General features: G+C 35.6%; 18 protein-coding genes. 11 read left to right on the forward strand and 7 right to left on the reverse strand.

The window, feature by feature from the left end; translation table 11 throughout:
* The first annotated feature begins 104 nt into the window (after positions 1-104).
* The 3 genes from NO995_RS11605 (at position 105) to NO995_RS11615 (ending at position 3,130) form a co-directional block, all read left to right on the forward strand.
* Entirely contained in the window at positions 105-1,274 is a 1,170-nt protein-coding gene (locus tag NO995_RS11605; RefSeq protein WP_258227662.1) for an imelysin family protein, read from the forward strand.
* A 14-nt stretch (positions 1,275-1,288) separates the two neighbouring features.
* Complete coding sequence (locus NO995_RS11610) at positions 1,289-2,689, forward strand: di-heme oxidoredictase family protein (protein WP_258227663.1); 1,401 nt, start codon at positions 1,289-1,291, stop codon at positions 2,687-2,689.
* Positions 2,690-2,863: 174 nt separating this feature from the next.
* Positions 2,864-3,130: a hypothetical protein gene (locus NO995_RS11615; RefSeq protein WP_240574713.1), complete on the forward strand. Its 267-nt coding sequence runs from the start codon at positions 2,864-2,866 to the stop codon at positions 3,128-3,130.
* 51 nt (positions 3,131-3,181) lie between these two features.
* On the opposite strand, the gene NO995_RS11620 is transcribed toward NO995_RS11615, so the two are convergent.
* Together NO995_RS11620 and NO995_RS11625 are read right to left on the reverse strand one after the other, a co-directional pair.
* A complete protein-coding gene (locus tag NO995_RS11620) occupies positions 3,182-4,366 on the reverse strand; it encodes a pyridoxal phosphate-dependent aminotransferase (RefSeq protein ID WP_258227664.1) in 1,185 nt (394 codons plus the stop codon).
* An 18-nt stretch (positions 4,367-4,384) separates the two neighbouring features.
* Complete coding sequence (locus NO995_RS11625) at positions 4,385-5,485, reverse strand: acyl-CoA desaturase (RefSeq protein WP_240574715.1); 1,101 nt, start codon at positions 5,483-5,485, stop codon at positions 4,385-4,387.
* 143 nt (positions 5,486-5,628) lie between these two features.
* Here NO995_RS11625 and rsmG point away from each other — a divergent pair, with 143 nt between their 5' ends.
* A complete protein-coding gene (gene rsmG / locus NO995_RS11630; protein ID WP_258227665.1) occupies positions 5,629-6,258 on the forward strand; it encodes a 16S rRNA (guanine(527)-N(7))-methyltransferase RsmG in 630 nt (209 codons plus the stop codon).
* Between the two features lies 1 nt (position 6,259).
* On the opposite strand, the gene NO995_RS11635 is transcribed toward rsmG, so the two are convergent.
* Together NO995_RS11635 and pruA are read right to left on the reverse strand one after the other, a co-directional pair.
* Positions 6,260-7,219 (reverse strand): tetratricopeptide repeat protein, encoded by a 960-nt coding sequence (locus tag NO995_RS11635; protein WP_258227666.1) that lies wholly within the window; start codon positions 7,217-7,219, stop codon positions 6,260-6,262.
* A 131-nt stretch (positions 7,220-7,350) separates the two neighbouring features.
* Positions 7,351-8,979, reverse strand: a complete 1,629-nt coding sequence (gene pruA / locus NO995_RS11640) for an L-glutamate gamma-semialdehyde dehydrogenase (RefSeq protein WP_258227667.1) — start codon at positions 8,977-8,979, stop codon at positions 7,351-7,353.
* 145 nt (positions 8,980-9,124) lie between these two features.
* On the opposite strand from pruA, the gene NO995_RS11645 reads away from it, so the two are divergent.
* Positions 9,125-9,853, forward strand: a complete 729-nt coding sequence (locus NO995_RS11645; RefSeq protein WP_258227668.1) for an NRDE family protein — start codon at positions 9,125-9,127, stop codon at positions 9,851-9,853.
* Positions 9,846-10,844, forward strand: coding sequence for a DUF6695 family protein (locus tag NO995_RS11650; protein ID WP_258227669.1), 999 nt, complete (start codon positions 9,846-9,848; stop codon positions 10,842-10,844). The genes NO995_RS11645 and NO995_RS11650 overlap by 8 nt, the downstream gene beginning before the upstream one ends.
* Here the strand turns inward: NO995_RS11650 and NO995_RS11655 are convergent.
* The 3 genes from NO995_RS11655 to NO995_RS11665 form a co-directional block, all read right to left on the reverse strand.
* The gene (locus NO995_RS11655) at positions 10,839-11,276 is read right to left on the reverse strand and encodes a hypothetical protein (protein ID WP_258227670.1); all 438 of its coding nucleotides are present in this window, start codon (positions 11,274-11,276) and stop codon (positions 10,839-10,841) included. The genes NO995_RS11650 and NO995_RS11655 overlap by 6 nt on opposite strands.
* A 6-nt stretch (positions 11,277-11,282) precedes the next feature.
* Complete coding sequence (gene apaG, locus NO995_RS11660; RefSeq protein WP_258227671.1) at positions 11,283-11,669, reverse strand: Co2+/Mg2+ efflux protein ApaG; 387 nt, start codon at positions 11,667-11,669, stop codon at positions 11,283-11,285.
* A 103-nt stretch (positions 11,670-11,772) separates the two neighbouring features.
* Positions 11,773-13,023 (reverse strand): DUF5103 domain-containing protein, encoded by a 1,251-nt coding sequence (locus NO995_RS11665; protein WP_258227672.1) that lies wholly within the window; start codon positions 13,021-13,023, stop codon positions 11,773-11,775.
* Between the two features lie 171 nt (positions 13,024-13,194).
* On the opposite strand from NO995_RS11665, the gene NO995_RS11670 reads away from it, so the two are divergent.
* From NO995_RS11670 to nqrE, 5 genes are all read left to right on the forward strand, one after another.
* On the forward strand, positions 13,195-14,550 hold the full coding sequence (locus NO995_RS11670; protein ID WP_240574730.1) for a Na(+)-translocating NADH-quinone reductase subunit A: 1,356 nt from the start codon (positions 13,195-13,197) through the stop codon (positions 14,548-14,550).
* A gap of 110 nt (positions 14,551-14,660) precedes the next feature.
* Complete coding sequence (locus tag NO995_RS11675; RefSeq protein WP_258227673.1) at positions 14,661-15,887, forward strand: NADH:ubiquinone reductase (Na(+)-transporting) subunit B; 1,227 nt, start codon at positions 14,661-14,663, stop codon at positions 15,885-15,887.
* Between the two features lie 2 nt (positions 15,888-15,889).
* A complete protein-coding gene (locus tag NO995_RS11680) occupies positions 15,890-16,642 on the forward strand; it encodes a Na(+)-translocating NADH-quinone reductase subunit C (RefSeq protein ID WP_258227674.1) in 753 nt (250 codons plus the stop codon).
* 4 nt (positions 16,643-16,646) lie between these two features.
* Positions 16,647-17,291 carry an NADH:ubiquinone reductase (Na(+)-transporting) subunit D gene (locus NO995_RS11685; RefSeq protein ID WP_258227675.1) on the forward strand — a complete coding sequence of 215 codons (645 nt, stop codon included), beginning with the start codon at positions 16,647-16,649 and terminating at the stop codon, positions 17,289-17,291.
* Positions 17,292-17,337: 46 nt separating this feature from the next.
* Positions 17,338-18,078, forward strand: a complete 741-nt coding sequence (gene nqrE, locus NO995_RS11690; protein ID WP_258227676.1) for an NADH:ubiquinone reductase (Na(+)-transporting) subunit E — start codon at positions 17,338-17,340, stop codon at positions 18,076-18,078.
* Positions 18,079-18,081 lie beyond the last annotated feature (3 nt).

An 18,081-nucleotide genomic window follows, 5' to 3' on the forward strand; every position in this document is an offset into this window, starting at 1 on the left:
TGATGATGTTGGTATTGACTTCTTATATTTTATTTTATTATTTTTATTTAGATTAAATATAAATTATATATTTGTGGCTCTAATTTACTATATAATCTATCTAAATGAAAAAATTAACACTAACCAAATTTGCATTAGCCCTCGGTATTATGGGGGTGGTGTCATGTAACGAAGATAACGATGATAAGTTGTCGATTTCTAAAAGTGCAGTAATAGAAAATTACGCTGAAATTGTTTATCAGAATTATTTAGACTCATATAATGATGCTGTAAACTTAGAAACAGTTGTAAATGTATTTGTTTCACAACCTACTGAAGCAAACTTCGAAAATGCAAAATCGGCTTGGAAACAAGCTCGTGAAAGTTATGGAACGACAGAAGCTTTCCGTTTTGTAGATGGACCAATCGATGATGAAAACGGACCGGAAGCCTTAATTAATGGCTGGCCGTTAGATGAGAACTTTATCGATTATGTTGAAGGTGTTTCAGATTCTGGAATCATTAACGATTTAGTTAATTATCCAAGTATAACCAAACAATTATTAATTGATTTAAATGAAGATGGAGGGGAGAAGAACATTAGTGTTGGGTTCCATGCTATCGAATTTTTATTGTGGGGTCAGGATTTAACTGCGCCTTCAGAAGAATTGGCGGGTTTAAGACCATATACAGATTTTGTTGATGGCGGAACAGCTGATAACCAGGGTAGAAGACGCGATTATTTGTTAATTTGTGCGGAACTATTAACAGAAAACCTTCAGTATTTAGTAGATGCTTGGGCGCCAGGAGCTGCTTACCGTACTTATTTTACACAAGAGTTGTCAGAAGATGAAGCCCTTAAGAAAATGTTTAATGGAGCAGCTATCCTTGTGTATTCAGAGTTAGCAATCGAGCGTGTTAATGTGGCGTTGTTTAATCAGGATCAGGAAGACGAACATTCTTGTTTTAGCGATAATACCCACAGAGATGTACGTTTAAATCTTCAGGCGTCTATCAATGTTTATAAAGGAACTTATGGAAATATTTCAGGACTGTCCATAGCAGATTTAGTTGCTGAGGTTAATCCGGAATTAGCTTTAGAAATTCAAGGTGTAATTACAGACGTTGTTGCTAAAACTGATGCCACTTTAATTCCATTCGATTTAGCAATTGCAGAAGGACCGGAATCAATTGAGGGAGCAAAAGTAACTGCAGCTAAAACAGCAATGCAGTTGTTTGGTTCTGAGCTAAGTTATGCGGCGAATAGTTTGGGAATTACATTAAACGAACTTTAAGAAGAATTAATTTTATGCTTCATAAAGCATTAATTATACTAACCGCTTTCATTGTTTTTTACAGTTGCAGTAAAGATGATGAAAGCGGTTATGTTATGAAGCCTGAGGAAGGAGAATACCTTTCTGGAGGGAAGAATGGAACGATTGTTAATAATTCTGAAGAAGCCTTTGGTTTTTTTTCCAGAGGATTAACTTCAGATCAGGAAACTGATTTCGGAATAGGAAATTCATTTTTCAGACAAAGTTGGATTACCGCACCGGCAACGGCAACAGCGAGAGATGGTTTAGGGCCATTTTTTAATGCTATTTCTTGTGCAAGCTGCCATTTTAAAGATGGTAGAGGACGTGCGCCAGAATATGATGGTGAATTAGGAACCGGTTTATTATTGCGTTTAAGTACGTCTCAACAAGATGTTCACGGGGCATATTTACCAGACCCTGTTTATGGGGGGCAATTACAGGATGTGGCTATTAACGGCGTAGATGCCGAGGCAGCTTATACAATTTCCTATGAATATATTACCGAGATGTATCCCGATGGTAGCTCGGCGGAATTAAGAAAACCAACCTACAATATTCAAGGTTATAATTATGGAGATATGACTTCAGATTTGCACGTGTCACCGCGTGTAGCAAACCAAATGATTGGGATGGGATTACTTGAAGCATTATCAGAATCAACCATATTGGCTGCGGAAGATATTACCGATGCTGATGCTGATGGTATTTCAGGAAAGGCAAATTATGTTTTTGATAGGACGTCGAATACTACAAAATTAGGTCGTTTTGGATGGAAAGCGAATCAACCAACCGTTCGTCAGCAGGTCGCTGGGGCATTTTCAGGAGATATTGGATTAACGAGCTCTATTTTTCCAGAGGAAACGTTTCCTTCAGGTTTCGATGGTTCAACTATTATAAGTGGAGGAGAACCAGAAGTGCCAGACGCAGTTTTAGATCGAGTGGTGCTGTATTCAAGTACTTTGGCTGTTCCTGCTCGCAGAGATTATGACACCGATGAAGTGTTAAAGGGGAAGCAGATATTTAATGATATAGATTGTGCTAAATGCCATACACCTAAGTTTACTACCAATAATTCTTATTATATAGAAGCCAATCGCAATCAGGAGATTCGTCCATACACCGATTTGTTATTACATGATATGGGAGAAGGTTTAGCTGATCATGCGCCAGACTTTCTTGCCGATGGGAACGAGTGGAGGACACAGCCGCTTTGGGGAATTGGACTGATTTCTGTGGTAAACGGACATACCTATTTACTTCATGACGGAAGAGCAAGAAATATTGAAGAAGCTATTTTATGGCATGGAGGCGAGGCTGAAAATGCTAAAAATGAATTTAAGTCCTTGTCGAAAGAAGAAAGAGATCAACTTATTGCATTTGTGCAGTCACTTTAAATTATATGTCTAAAGTCGTAGAAAAATAATTTCTAAAGGTGTAACAATTGAAAGTGTTTTACTACTTATAGATAAAGCAGCTTTTTAAAAATAAATAATGAAAGCATCGTTTTGTAGCGGTGCTTTTTGATTTTAAGAATTAACTATTTGTTTCACTTTTAAATTTTAGAAATTATGGGAGGCGAAGGCGCTATGATGGCTGCAAACAATTCACTTAAAAATAACAGAAATTTAGTTTCAAAACGCAAAGAAAATAAAGCTTTGGAAGGCAGTTATGCCAATGCGAAAATGAAAACATTTCCAAAAGCTACTGAAGCAGATTTGCTTCGGATACGGGAAAAAGTACAATTGGCGAATAAGAAAGCCAGAATGAAATTATTGGTGGTTTCTTCAGTTGTATTAGCGTTATTAATATTGTTCAGTATTTATTATTTTAAATAAAAAAAAAGCCACTTAAATAGTGGCTTTTCAAATATATAATGCTTCGTGTTTTTAGCTTAAAGCTTCTTTAATACGTCTCATAGCTTCAATAATTTGCTCTTGAGAAGCTGCGTAAGAAATACGTAAACAGTTTGGGTTACCAAAAGCAGCACCATCAACTGTTGCAACTAAAGCTTCTTCTAAGAAAAACATAGAAAGATCTGAAGCGTTGTTGATTGTTTTTCCTTTAAATGTTTTTCCGAAGAACGCAGAAACGTTAGGGAATACATAAAAAGCACCTTGTGGCGTGTTGCATTCAAAACCTTCAATATCTTTTAATAATCCTAAGATTAAATCGCGACGTACTTTAAACTCGTCGATCATGTATTTAACACGGTCTGGAGATTCGTTAAGGGCAGTTATAGTTGCACGTTGAGCGATACAGTTTGTACCACTTGTCATTTGTCCTTGAATCTTGTTACATGCACGAGCAATCTTTTCAGGAGCTCCAATGTAACCAATACGCCATCCGGTCATAGCAAATGCTTTCGATACACCGTTTACTGTAATGGTACGATCGTACATATCTTCAAACTGAGCCATAGACGCATGACCACCAACATAGTTGATGTGCTCGTAAATCTCATCAGAAACTACATAAATGTTAGGGTATTTTGCCAATACATCTGCTAAACCTCTTAATTCTTCAGCGCTGTAAATAGATCCACTAGGGTTACAAGGAGAGCTAAACCAAATCATTTTTGTTTTTGGAGTAATAGCAGCCTCTAATTGTTCAGGTGTCATTTTAAAATCTGTATCAATAGAAGTCTCTACTTCAACAGGTACACCGTCGTATAATTTTACGATATCAGCATAACTAACCCAATAAGGACAAGGAACAATAACTTCATCACCAGGATTTGTTAAAACGGCAGCAACGTTAGCTAAAGATTGTTTAGCACCTGTTGAAACTACAATTTGAGCTGGTGTGTATGTTAAGTTATTATCGCGTTTAAACTTCGTAATGATAGCGTCTTTCAAATCAGCATAACCATCTACAGGAGAATACGAATTGTAGTTGTCGTTAATAGCTTGAATTGCGGCATCTTTAATAAAGTCTGGTGTATTAAAGTCTGGTTCACCCAAACTTAAACCAATAATATCTTTGCCTTCATTTCTTAGTTCTCTTGCTTTTGCAGCCATGGCTAATGTCGCAGACGTTGCCATATTTAGAACTCTATCGGATAGTAGTTGCATTTAATTAATTAATAATAGTTAGACTTGTAAAGCCGGTTTCATCCCCATTTCTTTTAAATGCTTGAAATGTGCTATGATAGCCTTACGTGTGGTTTTATATTCGTTATAAGGTAAGTTAAACTCTTTCGCTGTTTCTTTTACAATTTTCCCGATTTTATCATAGTGAATATGACTGATGTGAGGGAAAATGTGGTGTTCAATCTGGTGGTTTAATCCTCCGGTAAACCAGTTAATGATTTTGCTTTTAGCTCCAAAATTAACTGTTGTTTTTAACTGGTGAATCGCCCATGTATTTTTCATAGTACCGTCTTTTTCCGGTAGTGGCATTTCAGCTTCTTCCATAACGTGTGCTAACTGGAAAACAACACTTAAAATTAATCCGGCGGTGTAGTGCATCACGAAGAATCCGATTAAAATTTTCCACCAGGCAATATCTAGAACAAGCATTGGAAGAACAATCCAGATGGAGATATAGATAACTTTAGAGATCACTAACTTACTCCAGTTCCAAACCGGATTTGGGAATTTTCCGTAAGACAACTTACGCTTCATGTAGCGTTGCATTTGTTGCCAGTCGGTAGTAATAGCCCAATTTATGGTCAATAAACCGTAAAGTAAAACGGAGTAGTAATGTTGAAATCTGTGGTGCCAACGCCATTCAGAGTGCTCTGTAAAACGTAAAATACGTCCGGCTTCTAAATCTTCATCGTGACCGTGAATGTTGGTATAGGTGTGGTGAAGTACATTGTGTTGTACCTGCCAGTTATACACATTTCCGGCAAGGATATAAATACTACTTCCCATAAGGCGGTTAACCCATTCTTTGTTAGAAAAAGCACCGTGGTTACCATCGTGCATAACGTTCATGCCGACACCGGCCATACCAATTCCCATAACAATAGTTAATAGTAATTGAGCCCAGCCCGGGATGTTTAATGTTAGTAATAAAAAGTAAGGCGTTAAAAATATTGAAAACATGACAATAGTTTTAACCCAAAGTTTCCAATTCCCCGTACGTTTTACATCATTTTCTTTAAAGTATTCATTTACACGTTTGTTAAGTGTTCTGAAAAACTTTGCAGAATCTGTTCTTGAAAAGGAAAGCGTTTGTTTTGACATTCTTTAAAATTTAATATGATTACTTATGAAAAATTTGCCTATCATACCTGGCGCAAAGATAGGTATAAACAGACTGAACTTATAACGTTTTTTTATAAAAATATGTGTTTAAAAAGCATATTTTTGTTGAAAATTTAACACGAATGGAACTTATACTTAAATACTTCCCAAACCTGACAGAAGATCAGATTAATAAATTCAAATTACTGGAAACGTTGTATCAGGATTGGAATTTAAAAATCAATGTGGTGTCGAGAAAAGACATCGATGAGCTGTACTTACGTCACGTTTTACATTCTTTAGGAATTGCCAAAGTGATGCAGTTTAAAGATGGAAGTAAAATTATGGATGTTGGTACTGGTGGTGGTTTTCCAGGGGTTCCATTAGCTATTTTATATCCGGAGTGTTCTTTTCATTTGGTAGATAGTATAGCTAAAAAGCTAAAAGTAGTAAATGAGGTTGTTGAAGGGTTAGGTTTAACCAATGTAAAAACAACGCATACTCGTGTTGAAGAAATTGATGATACTTACGATTTTATTGTAAGTCGTGCTGTTGCCGCTATGCCAACTTTTGTGCATTGGGTAAAAGGTAAAATAGCTAAAGAACAAAGACACGATTTTAAAAATGGAATCCTGTATTTAAAAGGAGGCGATTTAGCCGAAGAACTTCAGGATTATAAAACCGCAACCATTTACGATTTAACCGATTATTACGACGAAGATTTTTTTGAAACTAAAAAGGTAGTACACTTACCTCTTAAATACAAAGGTTAATTTACAGTTTAATTAATTCCTGATACCTTTCTTTAAAATAAAAGAGTTGGTTGGTATACCAATAGGTGTTCTTAAACTTGTCAATACCTTCTATGGTGTTGTCCGGATCTATAATATTGCCGGCTTTTTCAAAGAAAAGTTTCGCGTTGCTTAGGTCGTTCATTTTGTAATTAGCAATGGCGAGACCTAGCATGGCATCAAAATCCAGATTATCATATTTTAATGCGGTATTGTAATCGCCAAAAGCTTTGATATAATCTCCTAAAAATAAATGAGAGGTTGCTCTAAAGAAGTAAGCATTGGAGTTTGTGTCGTCTCTTTTGATGGCTTTTTCAAAATCACTAAGGGCATCTTTATAATAATTAATGCTAATTAGAAAAACCCCTCGATTATAAAAAGCTGTAGACGATCTTTCAAGGTTAACAGCTAAGGTGTAATTGTTTAATGCGTTTCGGTATTGTTTTAGGGCATTATAACTGTCGGCTCGACGATAAATGGCTTTAGTGTTGTTAGGAACAGCTTCATTAACCTTCCAAAATGTTTTCACGGCGTCTTCGTATTCACCTAAGTCATATTGAGCACAGCCCATACTGTAAAGAGCATCAATAAAATTAGGATCCAATTCAAATGCTTTTTCGAAATCTTGCTTAGCGCCTTCAAAATCATTTAAAGCATATCGGGAATTTCCACGATTGTAGTAGGTGTCCGGGTCTGGTTCTAAAACAATAATTTTAGAGTAATCGACTATAGCGCCATAGAAATCACCAGTATCATTTTTAGCTAGTCCTCTTAAGAAATAAGCATCCAGATTTTTAGGTTCTAAAGCAATAACCTGATCACATAATTCAATACGTTCTTTTAAATCTGTGCTGCGCTCCGCCTGTCGCAGGAGTTTGTTGGCCTGAGCAAAAGTTGTAAAACTGGATATAAGTAAAGCGGTAATGATTAGTTGTTTTTTCATAGTTAATGGTAATCAAAAAATGTGCCTTTCTTGTTTTTGAAATAGCAATTGAAAGATAAATAAATTTCTACATAAAAAATAAAGCCTATCAAATTTGATAGGCTTTATTTCAATAATCATAATATAGACTTCTATTCTCCTAAAAATGGGTAACGGTAATCCGTTGGAGTTACAAAAGTTTCTTTTATTAATCGAGGAGATACCCAACGTAATAAGTTTTGAGGGCTTCCTGCTTTATCGTTAGTTCCTGAAGCACGTGCACCACCAAATGGTTGCTGACCTACAACGGCACCTGTACATTTATCGTTAATGTAGAAGTTACCAGCACAGTTTTGTAAAGCTGTGGTTGCTTCGGTAATTGCATATCTGTCTTGAGATATAATAGCACCAGTTAATGCGTATTCACTTGTTTCGTCAACTAATTTTAACGTTTCAGAGTACTTGTCAGCATCGTAAACATAAATAGTAATTACAGGACCGAATAACTCAGTTTCCATGGTTACGTATTTTGGATTTGTTGTTACAATTACTGTTGGTTCAACAAAATAGCCTTTGCTCTTATCGTAACCGCCACCAAGAATAATTTCAGCGTCAGCATCCGTTTTAGCTTGCTCGATGTATTTTACTAATTTGTTGAATGATCCTTCGTGAATAACAGCGGCGATGAAGTTGCTCATATCTTCCGGAGAACCCATTTTAAATGAGTTAACATCTTCAATAAGTTGTGCTTTAACAGCATCCCAAAGGTTTGAAGGAATGTAGGCACGAGACGCAGCACTACATTTTTGCCCTTGGTATTCAAAAGCACCACGAACAATAGCAGTAGCTACTTGTTTAGGGTTAGCCGATTTATGCGCCATGATGAAATCTTTACCTCCAGTTTCACCAACAATTCTTGGGTATGTTTTATAGTTGTGAATGTTGTTTCCTATTTGTTTCCAAAGTTCTTTAAAAATAAATGTAGAACCCGTGAAGTGTAATCCAGAAAAATCTGGGTGCGATAATACAGTTTCAGAAATCATTACTGGATCACCGAAAACTACATTAATAACACCTGCAGGAACACCAGCTTCTTCGAAGATGTCCATGATTACTTTAGCAGAGTAAATCTGGCTGTCACTTGGTTTCCAAACAACAACGTTACCCATTAATGCCATACAAGCAGGTAAGTTTCCAGAAATAGCAGTAAAGTTAAATGGAGTTACAGCGTAAGTGAAACCTTCAAGAGGTCTGTACTCAACACGGTTCCATGCATCGCTTGTGCTTTTTGGTTGTTCGCTGTAGATTTCAGTCATGTACTGTACGTTGAAACGTAAAAAGTCTACAAACTCACAAGCAGCATCAATTTCAGCCTGGAAAATATTTTTAGACTGCGCCATCATAGTCGCAGCATTAATTTTATAACGGTAAGGTCCGGCAACAAGTTCAGCAGCCTTTAAAAAGATAGCAGCACGTTGTTCCCATGGCATTAAAGCCCAAGATTTTCTTGCTTCCAAAGCAGTTGCGATAGCATCATCAACATGCGATTTCTCAGCTAAGTGGTAAGTTCCAACAACATGTTGGTGATCGTGTGGAGGCGACATGGTTCTGGTGTTTCCAGTTTCTATGTTTTGTCCGTTTATATATAAAGGTACATCAACTGTACTGTTATACATGTTTTTGTATTCTGCTAATACAGCATCACGTTCGGGAGTTCCCGGAGCGTAAGACTTTACAGGTTCATTGACTGCAACAGGTACATTAAAGAATCCTTTTCCCATATTACGAGTTTTTAGTTTTGTTTGTTTTTGTTCTTCGCAAATTTACGTTTTTTAAAGGAGTTTATGGGGGAGTGAATTGTCAAAAACCTGTTAAAATTTCACAGATTTTTGTAAGTTGCAATTTGGTTTAAAGACTATAATTTGCATGTGTACAGTTACTTTGGTTCCTAAATGGAATAACAATTTTATTTTAACTTCTAATCGTGATGAAGCTCCGTCTAGAGTGTCAATTCCTCCTGAGATTTATTCTCAAGAGAACTCAAAATTATTGTTTCCAAAAGATGAGATTTCTGGTGGAACGTGGATTGGAGTTAGTGAACATAACCGGGTTGTTTGTGTCTTGAATGGCGCTTTCGATTTACATGAACGACGAGATGTTTACAGACGAAGCAGAGGCTTAGTTGCGACCGATTTTTTGCTTTTTGAAGAAGATATTGAGCATGAAATACATACTTATAATTTTGAAGATATTGAGCCGTTTACCATAGTGGTTGCCGACTGGAATAATGGTTTAAAATTCTTTGAGCTTGTTTGGGATGGTGAACTTAAATATTTTAAAGAGTTGCCATTGGAAGAACATATCTGGTCGTCTTCAACCTTGTATACAGGAGAGATGAAGAGTGAACGTAAATCTTGGTTTGAAACTTTTAAAGAAGACTATAAACTGACTACAGAAACCATAATGAAATTTCACAAACATGCAGGACAAGGTAATTTAGATTATGGTGTTATTATGGATCGCGGATTTGTTAAAACTACAAGTATTACCCAGATAGAAAAGTCGAATCATAAGGTGAGTATGTGTTATGAAAATCTTCATAACGATATAATTACCAACAAAACCTTGAAATATCCTGAAATCGTTAGTGAATAATACTGGAATCATTTTAACACTGGCTTACCCGGAAACCATTGTTATGGTTTCTAAAGAATGGTTTTCGCCGTTTTTAAGATTTTTAGGAATTGGGAAGAAGAATTATTTAAGAGCAGGACATGCTGCGTTGGTATTAATTAACAAAGCTACCGGGAGTCTGGAATACCATGATTTCGGACGTTATATAACGCCAGAACCTACGGGGCGAGTGCGTGGAAAGGACACTGATAATGAATTGGATTTTCCTATTAAAGCAGAAATTCAAGGCGACACTATTTTAAATTTAGAGGACATTTTAAAATTTTTAGCAACACATCCTAAGTTGACTCATGGTGATGGAAAACTTGTGGCTTCGGTATGTGCTTCTGTAGATTATAAAAATGCCCGAGCACATATTACCGAAATGCAAAACAAGCATTTTATTCGGTATGCAGCGTTTATAAGAAATGCGTGTAACTGCGCGCGTTTTGTTACTGATGCTTTGATTGCTTCAGTGACAGATAAGAATATTAAACGCAAGTTGGAAACATCCAAGTGGTTTACGCCGAGTACCGTTGGAAATGTATTGTTGGCCAATACGGCATCTCATGTTTTTGAGGTTTCTGAGGTAGGGGATATATGTGTTTTTAAAGGTTCGCAATCCAGTGAAAATATACGTTGTTTTTTAGATAGGTTGCAAGACCATAAACCTAATTTTGTCGGAACATTACAATCAAAACCTATTGAAGATTTGCATTATAAATCGCAGTGGTTATCTGGTATTGCTGCCGGTGCCTGGTTTGAATTGCATGATTTGGAGGAGGCTTTACATTTTAAATTCAGGCGTATTTCACCTCACGGGAATGTTGATGTTGATGCTGTTTATAGAATTGAGGACGATGGCTTTGAGTATCATGAAACTTATGAATTTATTCACTACTCAAACTGTAAATTTTTTCACATTAAACAAAAGGATAGGGTTTATCGTTTTAACAGAGTAGGGGAATTATAAGTTGTCGTTCCAGGGTTTTATGAAAAAGCCAGAAAGTTTGCCTTGTTTGTTTAAGACTGCTCGAACTTCAACTTCTTTGTTTTTTTCGAAAGCGCCTTTAAACCTATAGATGTCAAAAGATTCACCATTTTTAGGATATATTTTTAAAGATTCAAATTTTAAATCTTGGTAATCACCGAACATACTTTTTATCTGAGAGTATGAACTTTTTTGTAAGTCTTCATTAAGACCGTTAATCATGGTTGGTGTGGCCTCTTCTTCTGTTAATTTGTAGTAGTCCCCGTTTTTTTGTGCTTCTAAAAGTTTTCTCGATATATTTTCTGCAAATTCAACTCTATTAACTTCAGAAGTTTTGCTTTTGTCGGTTTTTGACTGGCAGCTTGTAGTCATTGAAATTAGAACAAGACATACAAGATGAATGACAGTTTTCATAATTTATTAGTTTATCGCAAAAGGTGCGCTTAGTTTAAATGTAGGGATAGTGACTTTAAAAATGCTGTTGGTTGAGAAATTAAGCATGTTGTAAAAACCTTTCATGGCTCCAAAAGGGGAAGAAAGCAGGCATCCTGAAGAGTAAGTATGTGATTCGCCGGGTTGAATTATTGGAGTCTGACCAATAACACCTTCACCTGTTACAATTTCAACGTTGTTTAAAGCATCGTAAATGTCCCAGTGACGTGAATTTAATTGAACAACATCTTTACTTTGGTTTTCAATAGTAATGGTGTAGCCGAAAGCATACTGTATTTTGTAGTCTCTGTAAAAAGAGCCTTCGTAGGTAGTTTCGACCGAGATTTTAATCCCTCTAGTAACTAATTGAACCATGTTTGCTTTGGGTAAAATGGGTATAGATATACTGCTAAAATAAGAAATATTAGAAGTTATCGGTAAAAATTAACCAAAAGTGTTAAAAAATGGATGAAAAAACTTAGTTTGATATGTTTACCGAAGACCCTTCACCAATGCCTACAATTTTATCGTAACGGGCACCCAGATCTCTATAATACACAATGACTTTATAATTGTTTTCGGTTTGATAAAAGTTGCCGCTAATTACGCCTTCATCAATAGTGTTGTTAGTGTTAACAACAACGTATTTATAATTGTAAAATCCTTGTTTTAATAGTAGAGACGTGGAAAAGGTATCTCGATCTTCATCGTAAATTAATTGGGTGCTTTCATCTACTACATAGTTGTTGAAGTTGCCATAGATGTGTACATTTTTATTCCTGTAAGTGTCGTCGGCTAACAGGGAAAAATGCACCCAGACATAGTCGGCTTCTATACTCGGGTTTTCTGCGTCAATATTGGTGATAACGTAATTTCCATTAATGTCCGGATTGTAAGTGTAAGGTCTGTTGTATCTGGGGATATTAGTAAATAAATAGTTGTGGTATAGTTCTTTTAAATCAATAAATTGCACGCCTGTATTGGCTGCGCGAACATCTTTGTTTTCAAAATACAGGTATTCGTTTCCACCCCAGAAACTGGTTTCGGTATCGTACTTGTAAATAAGTTGTTTTCCAACCGTATACAAGGGTTTTAAATCTTTTATAGCTGAGTTTAAGTTGTTGTTTTGTACAATAACAGTTTTTACGGTTTGCATAGGGTTATTAAAAGCAGCGCCATTAGAGGAAATAGTAATATCTACACGTTGTTTCTGGTCTATATACTCAATGTTTCTTGCGCGTTTAAGTGCAACGCCAACCGATGCTTCATCTTCGTAAATCATAAATTTTCTTGAGAAAACCAGTTCGTCATAACTGTTGAAAATTGAAAGTATATAATTCCCTGAAACCTTTAAACCTTTAGTAAACTGATTAGGGATGGTTAGTTTGTAATGTGAATAAATTTGATAGGTGTTATATGAGTTTTCGTAGTCGCGAATGCGCTGATTATCAAAACCGTCTAAATATTCCGATTTGAATAAAACGGAAGGTGTCCAGTCGTGATTAAAATGTTCAATTTTATAGTAGTAATCATCCTCATTTCCGTTTAGGGCATCAAACTCTAAAACCACATATTCACCAAGCTTTAAAATGGGTAATTGCGTTTCGGGCGTATTTCCTTTAAAATTTATTGTTTTTATATAGTCAGGTGGTGTAACTTCTTCAACTTGGGCAAAGCTTAAGAAAGAGAAAAAGAAAAAATAAAAAAAGAGATGTGTGTTAATTTTCATCTAATTACGAATAATATCTTGTAAAGATATACAAAATTCATGCCTAGGCAATAATCTCTTATTTAGAATCTGTACAAATAACAAACTAAGACATTACAATAACGTTTATTACTGAAGAAATTCAGTAAATTTGCGTCGCTTTTTAGACAACAAAATTCAATTATATAGCGTATGTCAAACGACATTAAGATTAAGAAAGGTCTGAATATAAAACTTAAAGGTGAGGCTGAAAAAACTGTTGAACAGGCAGTTATAAGTAAGTACTGCACGGTTAGACCTGAAGATTTCCACAGCGTAATTCCAAAACTTGTAGCTAAAGAAGGTACCACATTAAAAGCGGGTGAAACGATTTTTTATGATAAATCGAATGAGTCTGTGAAATTTGTGTCGCCTGTATCTGGAACTGTAGTTGAGGTAGTTCGTGGACCAAAACGTAGAGTAGATGCTGTTAAAATAGAAGTTGATAGCGAACAAGTGTACTTAGACAACGGTAAGTTTGATGTCGATGCGGCTAACCCAGGAATGGTTAAGGCGCATTTATTGGCTTCAGGCTGTTGGCCATTTATCAAACAACGTCCTTATGATGTTGTGGCTAACCCGTCTAAAACACCAAAGGCTATTTTTATTTCAGGTTACGCAAGTGCACCTTTAGCAGCCGATTTAGATTTTACTTTAAAAGGTAAAGAAGCAGAATTACAAGCTGCCGTTACTGCCATAGGGAAATTAACCGAAGGTAAAGTACACGTGTCTGTTGGTGCTAATTCTAATTCGCCTTTAGCAGGTTTATCTGGAATTACACTTCACAAAGTATCAGGACCACACCCTTCAGGGAATGTAGGTACATTAATTAACAGAGTAGACCCTGTTAATAAAGGTGAAGTTGTTTGGACGGTAAACGCACAGGATCTTGTTATTATAGGTGAATTATTGTTAACTGGTAAATTTAACGCAGAGCGTATTGTTGCTTTAGCAGGTTCTGAGATAGAAAAACCACGTTACTTTAAAACCAAAATTGGTAGCGAAGTAGCAACTATGATTTACGATAAAGGTATTACTCAAGACTCTAATGCTCGTGTAATTTCAGGAAACGTTTTAAGTGGAAAACAAGTAAGACCAGATGGTGCTTTAGATTATTACAGCAATGTAATAACTGTAATTCCAGAAGGAGATGATTACGATTTCTTTGGATGGAATAAACCTGTATTCAACAAAATTTCTACTTCTAGAGCATTAACCTTCTCTTGGTTAAACCCTAAAAAAGAATACAACTTAGATACCAATACAAATGGTGAACACCGTGCTTTCGTTGTTACTGGTGGTTACGAAGAAGTATTTCCTTTAGATATTTATCCATTACAAATTTTAAAAGCTTGTATGTATAAAGATTTAGATGAAATGGAAGCTTTAGGAATGTATGAAGTAGCTCCTGAAGATTTTGCATTAACTGAGTTTGTTTGTGTATCTAAGCAACCACATCAAAAAATTATTAGAGAGGGCTTAGATTTAATGCTTAAAGAAATTGGATAATTATTCCTTTTGTGAAGCAAAATGAAAAATGAAGTTTTCTTCGTTTTGTTAAGCAGAGTGAAAAATAAAATCTTATTCATTTTTCTAATTAAAAATGAAAACTATAAAAAATGAGTTTAAAAAATAAATTACATGTTTTAAAAGAAAAGTATAAAAGCACGAAGTTTGCTCCTGCGTTCAACGCGCTTCATACGTTCTTATACTTGCCAAACGAGACCACTCACGGTGGAACTCATGTTAAGGCTGCAGATGATTTAAAGCGTACCATGAATACGGTTATCATGGCTATGATTCCGTGTTTAATTTTCGGAATGTTTAACGCGGGGTATCAACACAATTTAGCTGTTGGTTCTATCGATGCAGTTTCAAGTGGTTTCTTTAGTTCAGAATTCTGGACTTTAGCAAACTTCATGATTGGTTTCTGGAAAATACTTCCGTTAGTAATCGTGTCTTACGGTGTTGGTTTAGGAATTGAGTTCTTATTCGCTATCATCAAAAAACACGAAGTTGAAGAAGGATACTTAGTAACTGGTATGTTAGTGCCACTTATTGTACCTATCGATATTCCGCTTTGGATGCTTGCAGTAGCAGTAGCTTTCGGTGTTGTAATTGGTAAGGAAGTATTTGGAGGTACAGGAATGAATATTCTTAACCCGGCTCTAACCATTCGTGCATTTTTATTCTTCGCATATCCAACCTGGATGTCTGGAGATAAAGTATGGGTAGAAGGTGCAGTTGAAAGAACTAACGAGATTGCTGCCGGAGCTAATTTAGATGCTATTTCTGGTGAAACTATTTTAGGAAGCTTAGCGCAAGGAAAGGAATTTGCTTATTCAGTTTCAGATATGTTCTTAGGATTTATTCCTGGATCTGTTGGTGAAACGTCTACAGTATTAATCCTTTTAGGAGGTTTATTCTTAATCTTCACTAAAATTGGAAGCTGGAGAATTATGTTATCTTCTGTAGTAGGAGCTATTGTAATGGGATTAATCTTCAATCAGGTTGTTGATGCTGGTATTATTTCTGAAGCAAGTAAGTTCTATGGCTTAATGAGCACCCCATTCTGGCACCACTTATTAATTGGAGGTTTTGCTTTTGGTACGGTGTTTATGGCTACAGATCCTGTAACAGCTTCACAAACCAATAAAGGAAAATGGATTTACGGATTCTTAATAGGATTTATCTCTATCTTAATTCGTGTATTTAACCCGGCATATCCAGAGGGTGTAATGTTAGCGATTCTTTTAATGAACGTATTTGCACCAACTATCGATCATTACGTAGTTCAAGGTAATGTGAAGAAAAGAATGAAACGTTTAAAAGCTAAAGTTGCATAACGATGGAAAATAGAACAGACAAAAATTCATATACTATTCTATTTGCGATAGCAATGGTAGTAATTGTAGGAGCCTTATTAGCATTTACGGCTTCTTCATTAAGTCCGAAGATTTCAGAAAATATGCGTATAGAAAAACAACAAAATATTCTATATGCCATGGGAGTAAATAATAACGATGCTGGTAGTGCTGTGTTTGTAGATACTAAAGAAGCTTCAGAATTATTCTCTAAATATATTACTAAGCAAGAGGTTATTAAAAATGGTAACGTTGAAGAAAATGACCAGGCTTATTTAATAGACCTTAAAAAAGATAAAGCTGCTGCCGGTGGTGATGCTGCTAAGCGTAACTTACCTCTTTTTGTTGGAGAGAAAGACGGAAAAACATTTTACATCGTACCTATCTACGGAAAAGGACTTTGGGATGCTATCTGGGGATATGTTTCTATGGATGAGAATATGGTTATTCAAGGAGCATACTTCGATCACAAAGGAGAAACGCCAGGGTTAGGAGCAAACATTAAAGAGCGTTTCTTTATGGACGATTTTATTGGTGAGCATTTATTAGACGCTAACGGAAACTTTAAAGGAGTTGACGTAGCTAAAGGAAATGCCGATCCTACAAACGAAGATAAAACAGATAATGAGGTTGATGCTATTGCTGGTGCTACTATTACAGGTAATGGTGTTGCAGCAATGATAAAAAGTGATTTAAAGCTTTATAAACCTTATTTTGATAATTTAAAAAATAATTAATCGTATGGGACTTTTATCAAAAAAAGACGCAAAGTTAATTACAGATCCGTTAGCAGATAATAACCCAATTACTATTCAGGTATTAGGTATTTGTTCTGCTTTAGCAATTACAGCGCAGTTAAAAGCATCAATTGTAATGGCTATTTCGGTAATGGCTGTGTTAGGTATAGGTAACGTTGTTATCTCTTTAATGAGAAACATTATACCTTCAAAAATTAGAATTATAGTTCAGTTAGTTGTTGTTGCAGCTTTAGTAATTATAGTAGACCAGGTATTAAAAGCATTCTCATACGAATTAAGTAAAACATTATCGGTATTCGTTGGTTTAATTATTACCAACTGTATTATTATGGGACGTTTTGAAGCTTTTGCTTTAGGTAACGGACCATGGAGATCGTTTTTAGACGGTATTGGTAATGCTGCTGGTTATGGTTTAATTTTAGTTATCGTTGGTTTCTTTAGAGAATTATTAGGTTCTGGTACGTTATTAGGATTTAAAGTTTTAGGAGACCCAATTGAAAAAACTGGATTATATGCCATAGGATATGAAAATAATGGTTTCATGTTATTATCGCCAATGGCGTTAATCGTGGTAGGTATCATTATTTGGGTACAACGTTCTAGAAATAAAGCATTAATCGAAGACTAGTCTCTAATTTAGGATTCTGTTTTTCAGAATTCATAATTGAAAACATATGGAACATTTAGAATTATTTTTAAAATCAATATTTATAGATAACATGGTATTTGCTACGTTCTTAGGAATGTGTTCTTACCTTGCAGTATCTAAAAAAGTTTCAACAGCTGTTGGTTTAGGGGCTGCCGTTATTTTCGTAATGCTTATAACAGTACCTTTAAACTGGTTGTTAGATCAGTATATTTTACAACCAGGTGCTTTAAAATGGTTAGGTGAAGAATATGCAGCTTACGATTTAAGTTTCTTATCATTCATCTTATTCATCGCTACTATTGCAACCATGGTACAGTTAGTAGAAATCGTTGTAGAGAAGTTCTCTCCATCATTATATAACTCGCTTGGTATTTTCTTACCACTTATCGCAGTAAACTGTGCAATTTTAGGAGGTTCATTATTCATGCAATCTCGTGAAATCCCAACTTTAGGTTTAGCAACTGTATACGGTGTAGGTTCAGGTATTGGATGGTTTTTAGCAATCTTAGCAATTGCTGCTATACGTGAGAAAATCAGATATTCAAACGTGCCGCCTGCATTACGTGGTTTAGGTATTACCTTTATCATTACCGGGTTAATGGCGATTGGATTCATGAGTTTTGGTGGTATGTTAACTGGCGGTGATGATGAGGCTAAGAAAGAAGAGAAAACAGCTTCTGTTCAAGAGGAAACATCAAACGATCAGGTTGCTTTAAATGCAGCTGAAACAGAAAAAGAAGAGTTAGCTAACAATACAAATAATTAAGAT

Source organism: Aestuariibaculum sp. M13 (genome assembly GCF_024723255.1).
In the GTDB taxonomy this organism is placed as follows: Bacteria; Bacteroidota; Bacteroidia; order Flavobacteriales; family Flavobacteriaceae; genus Aestuariibaculum; species Aestuariibaculum lutulentum.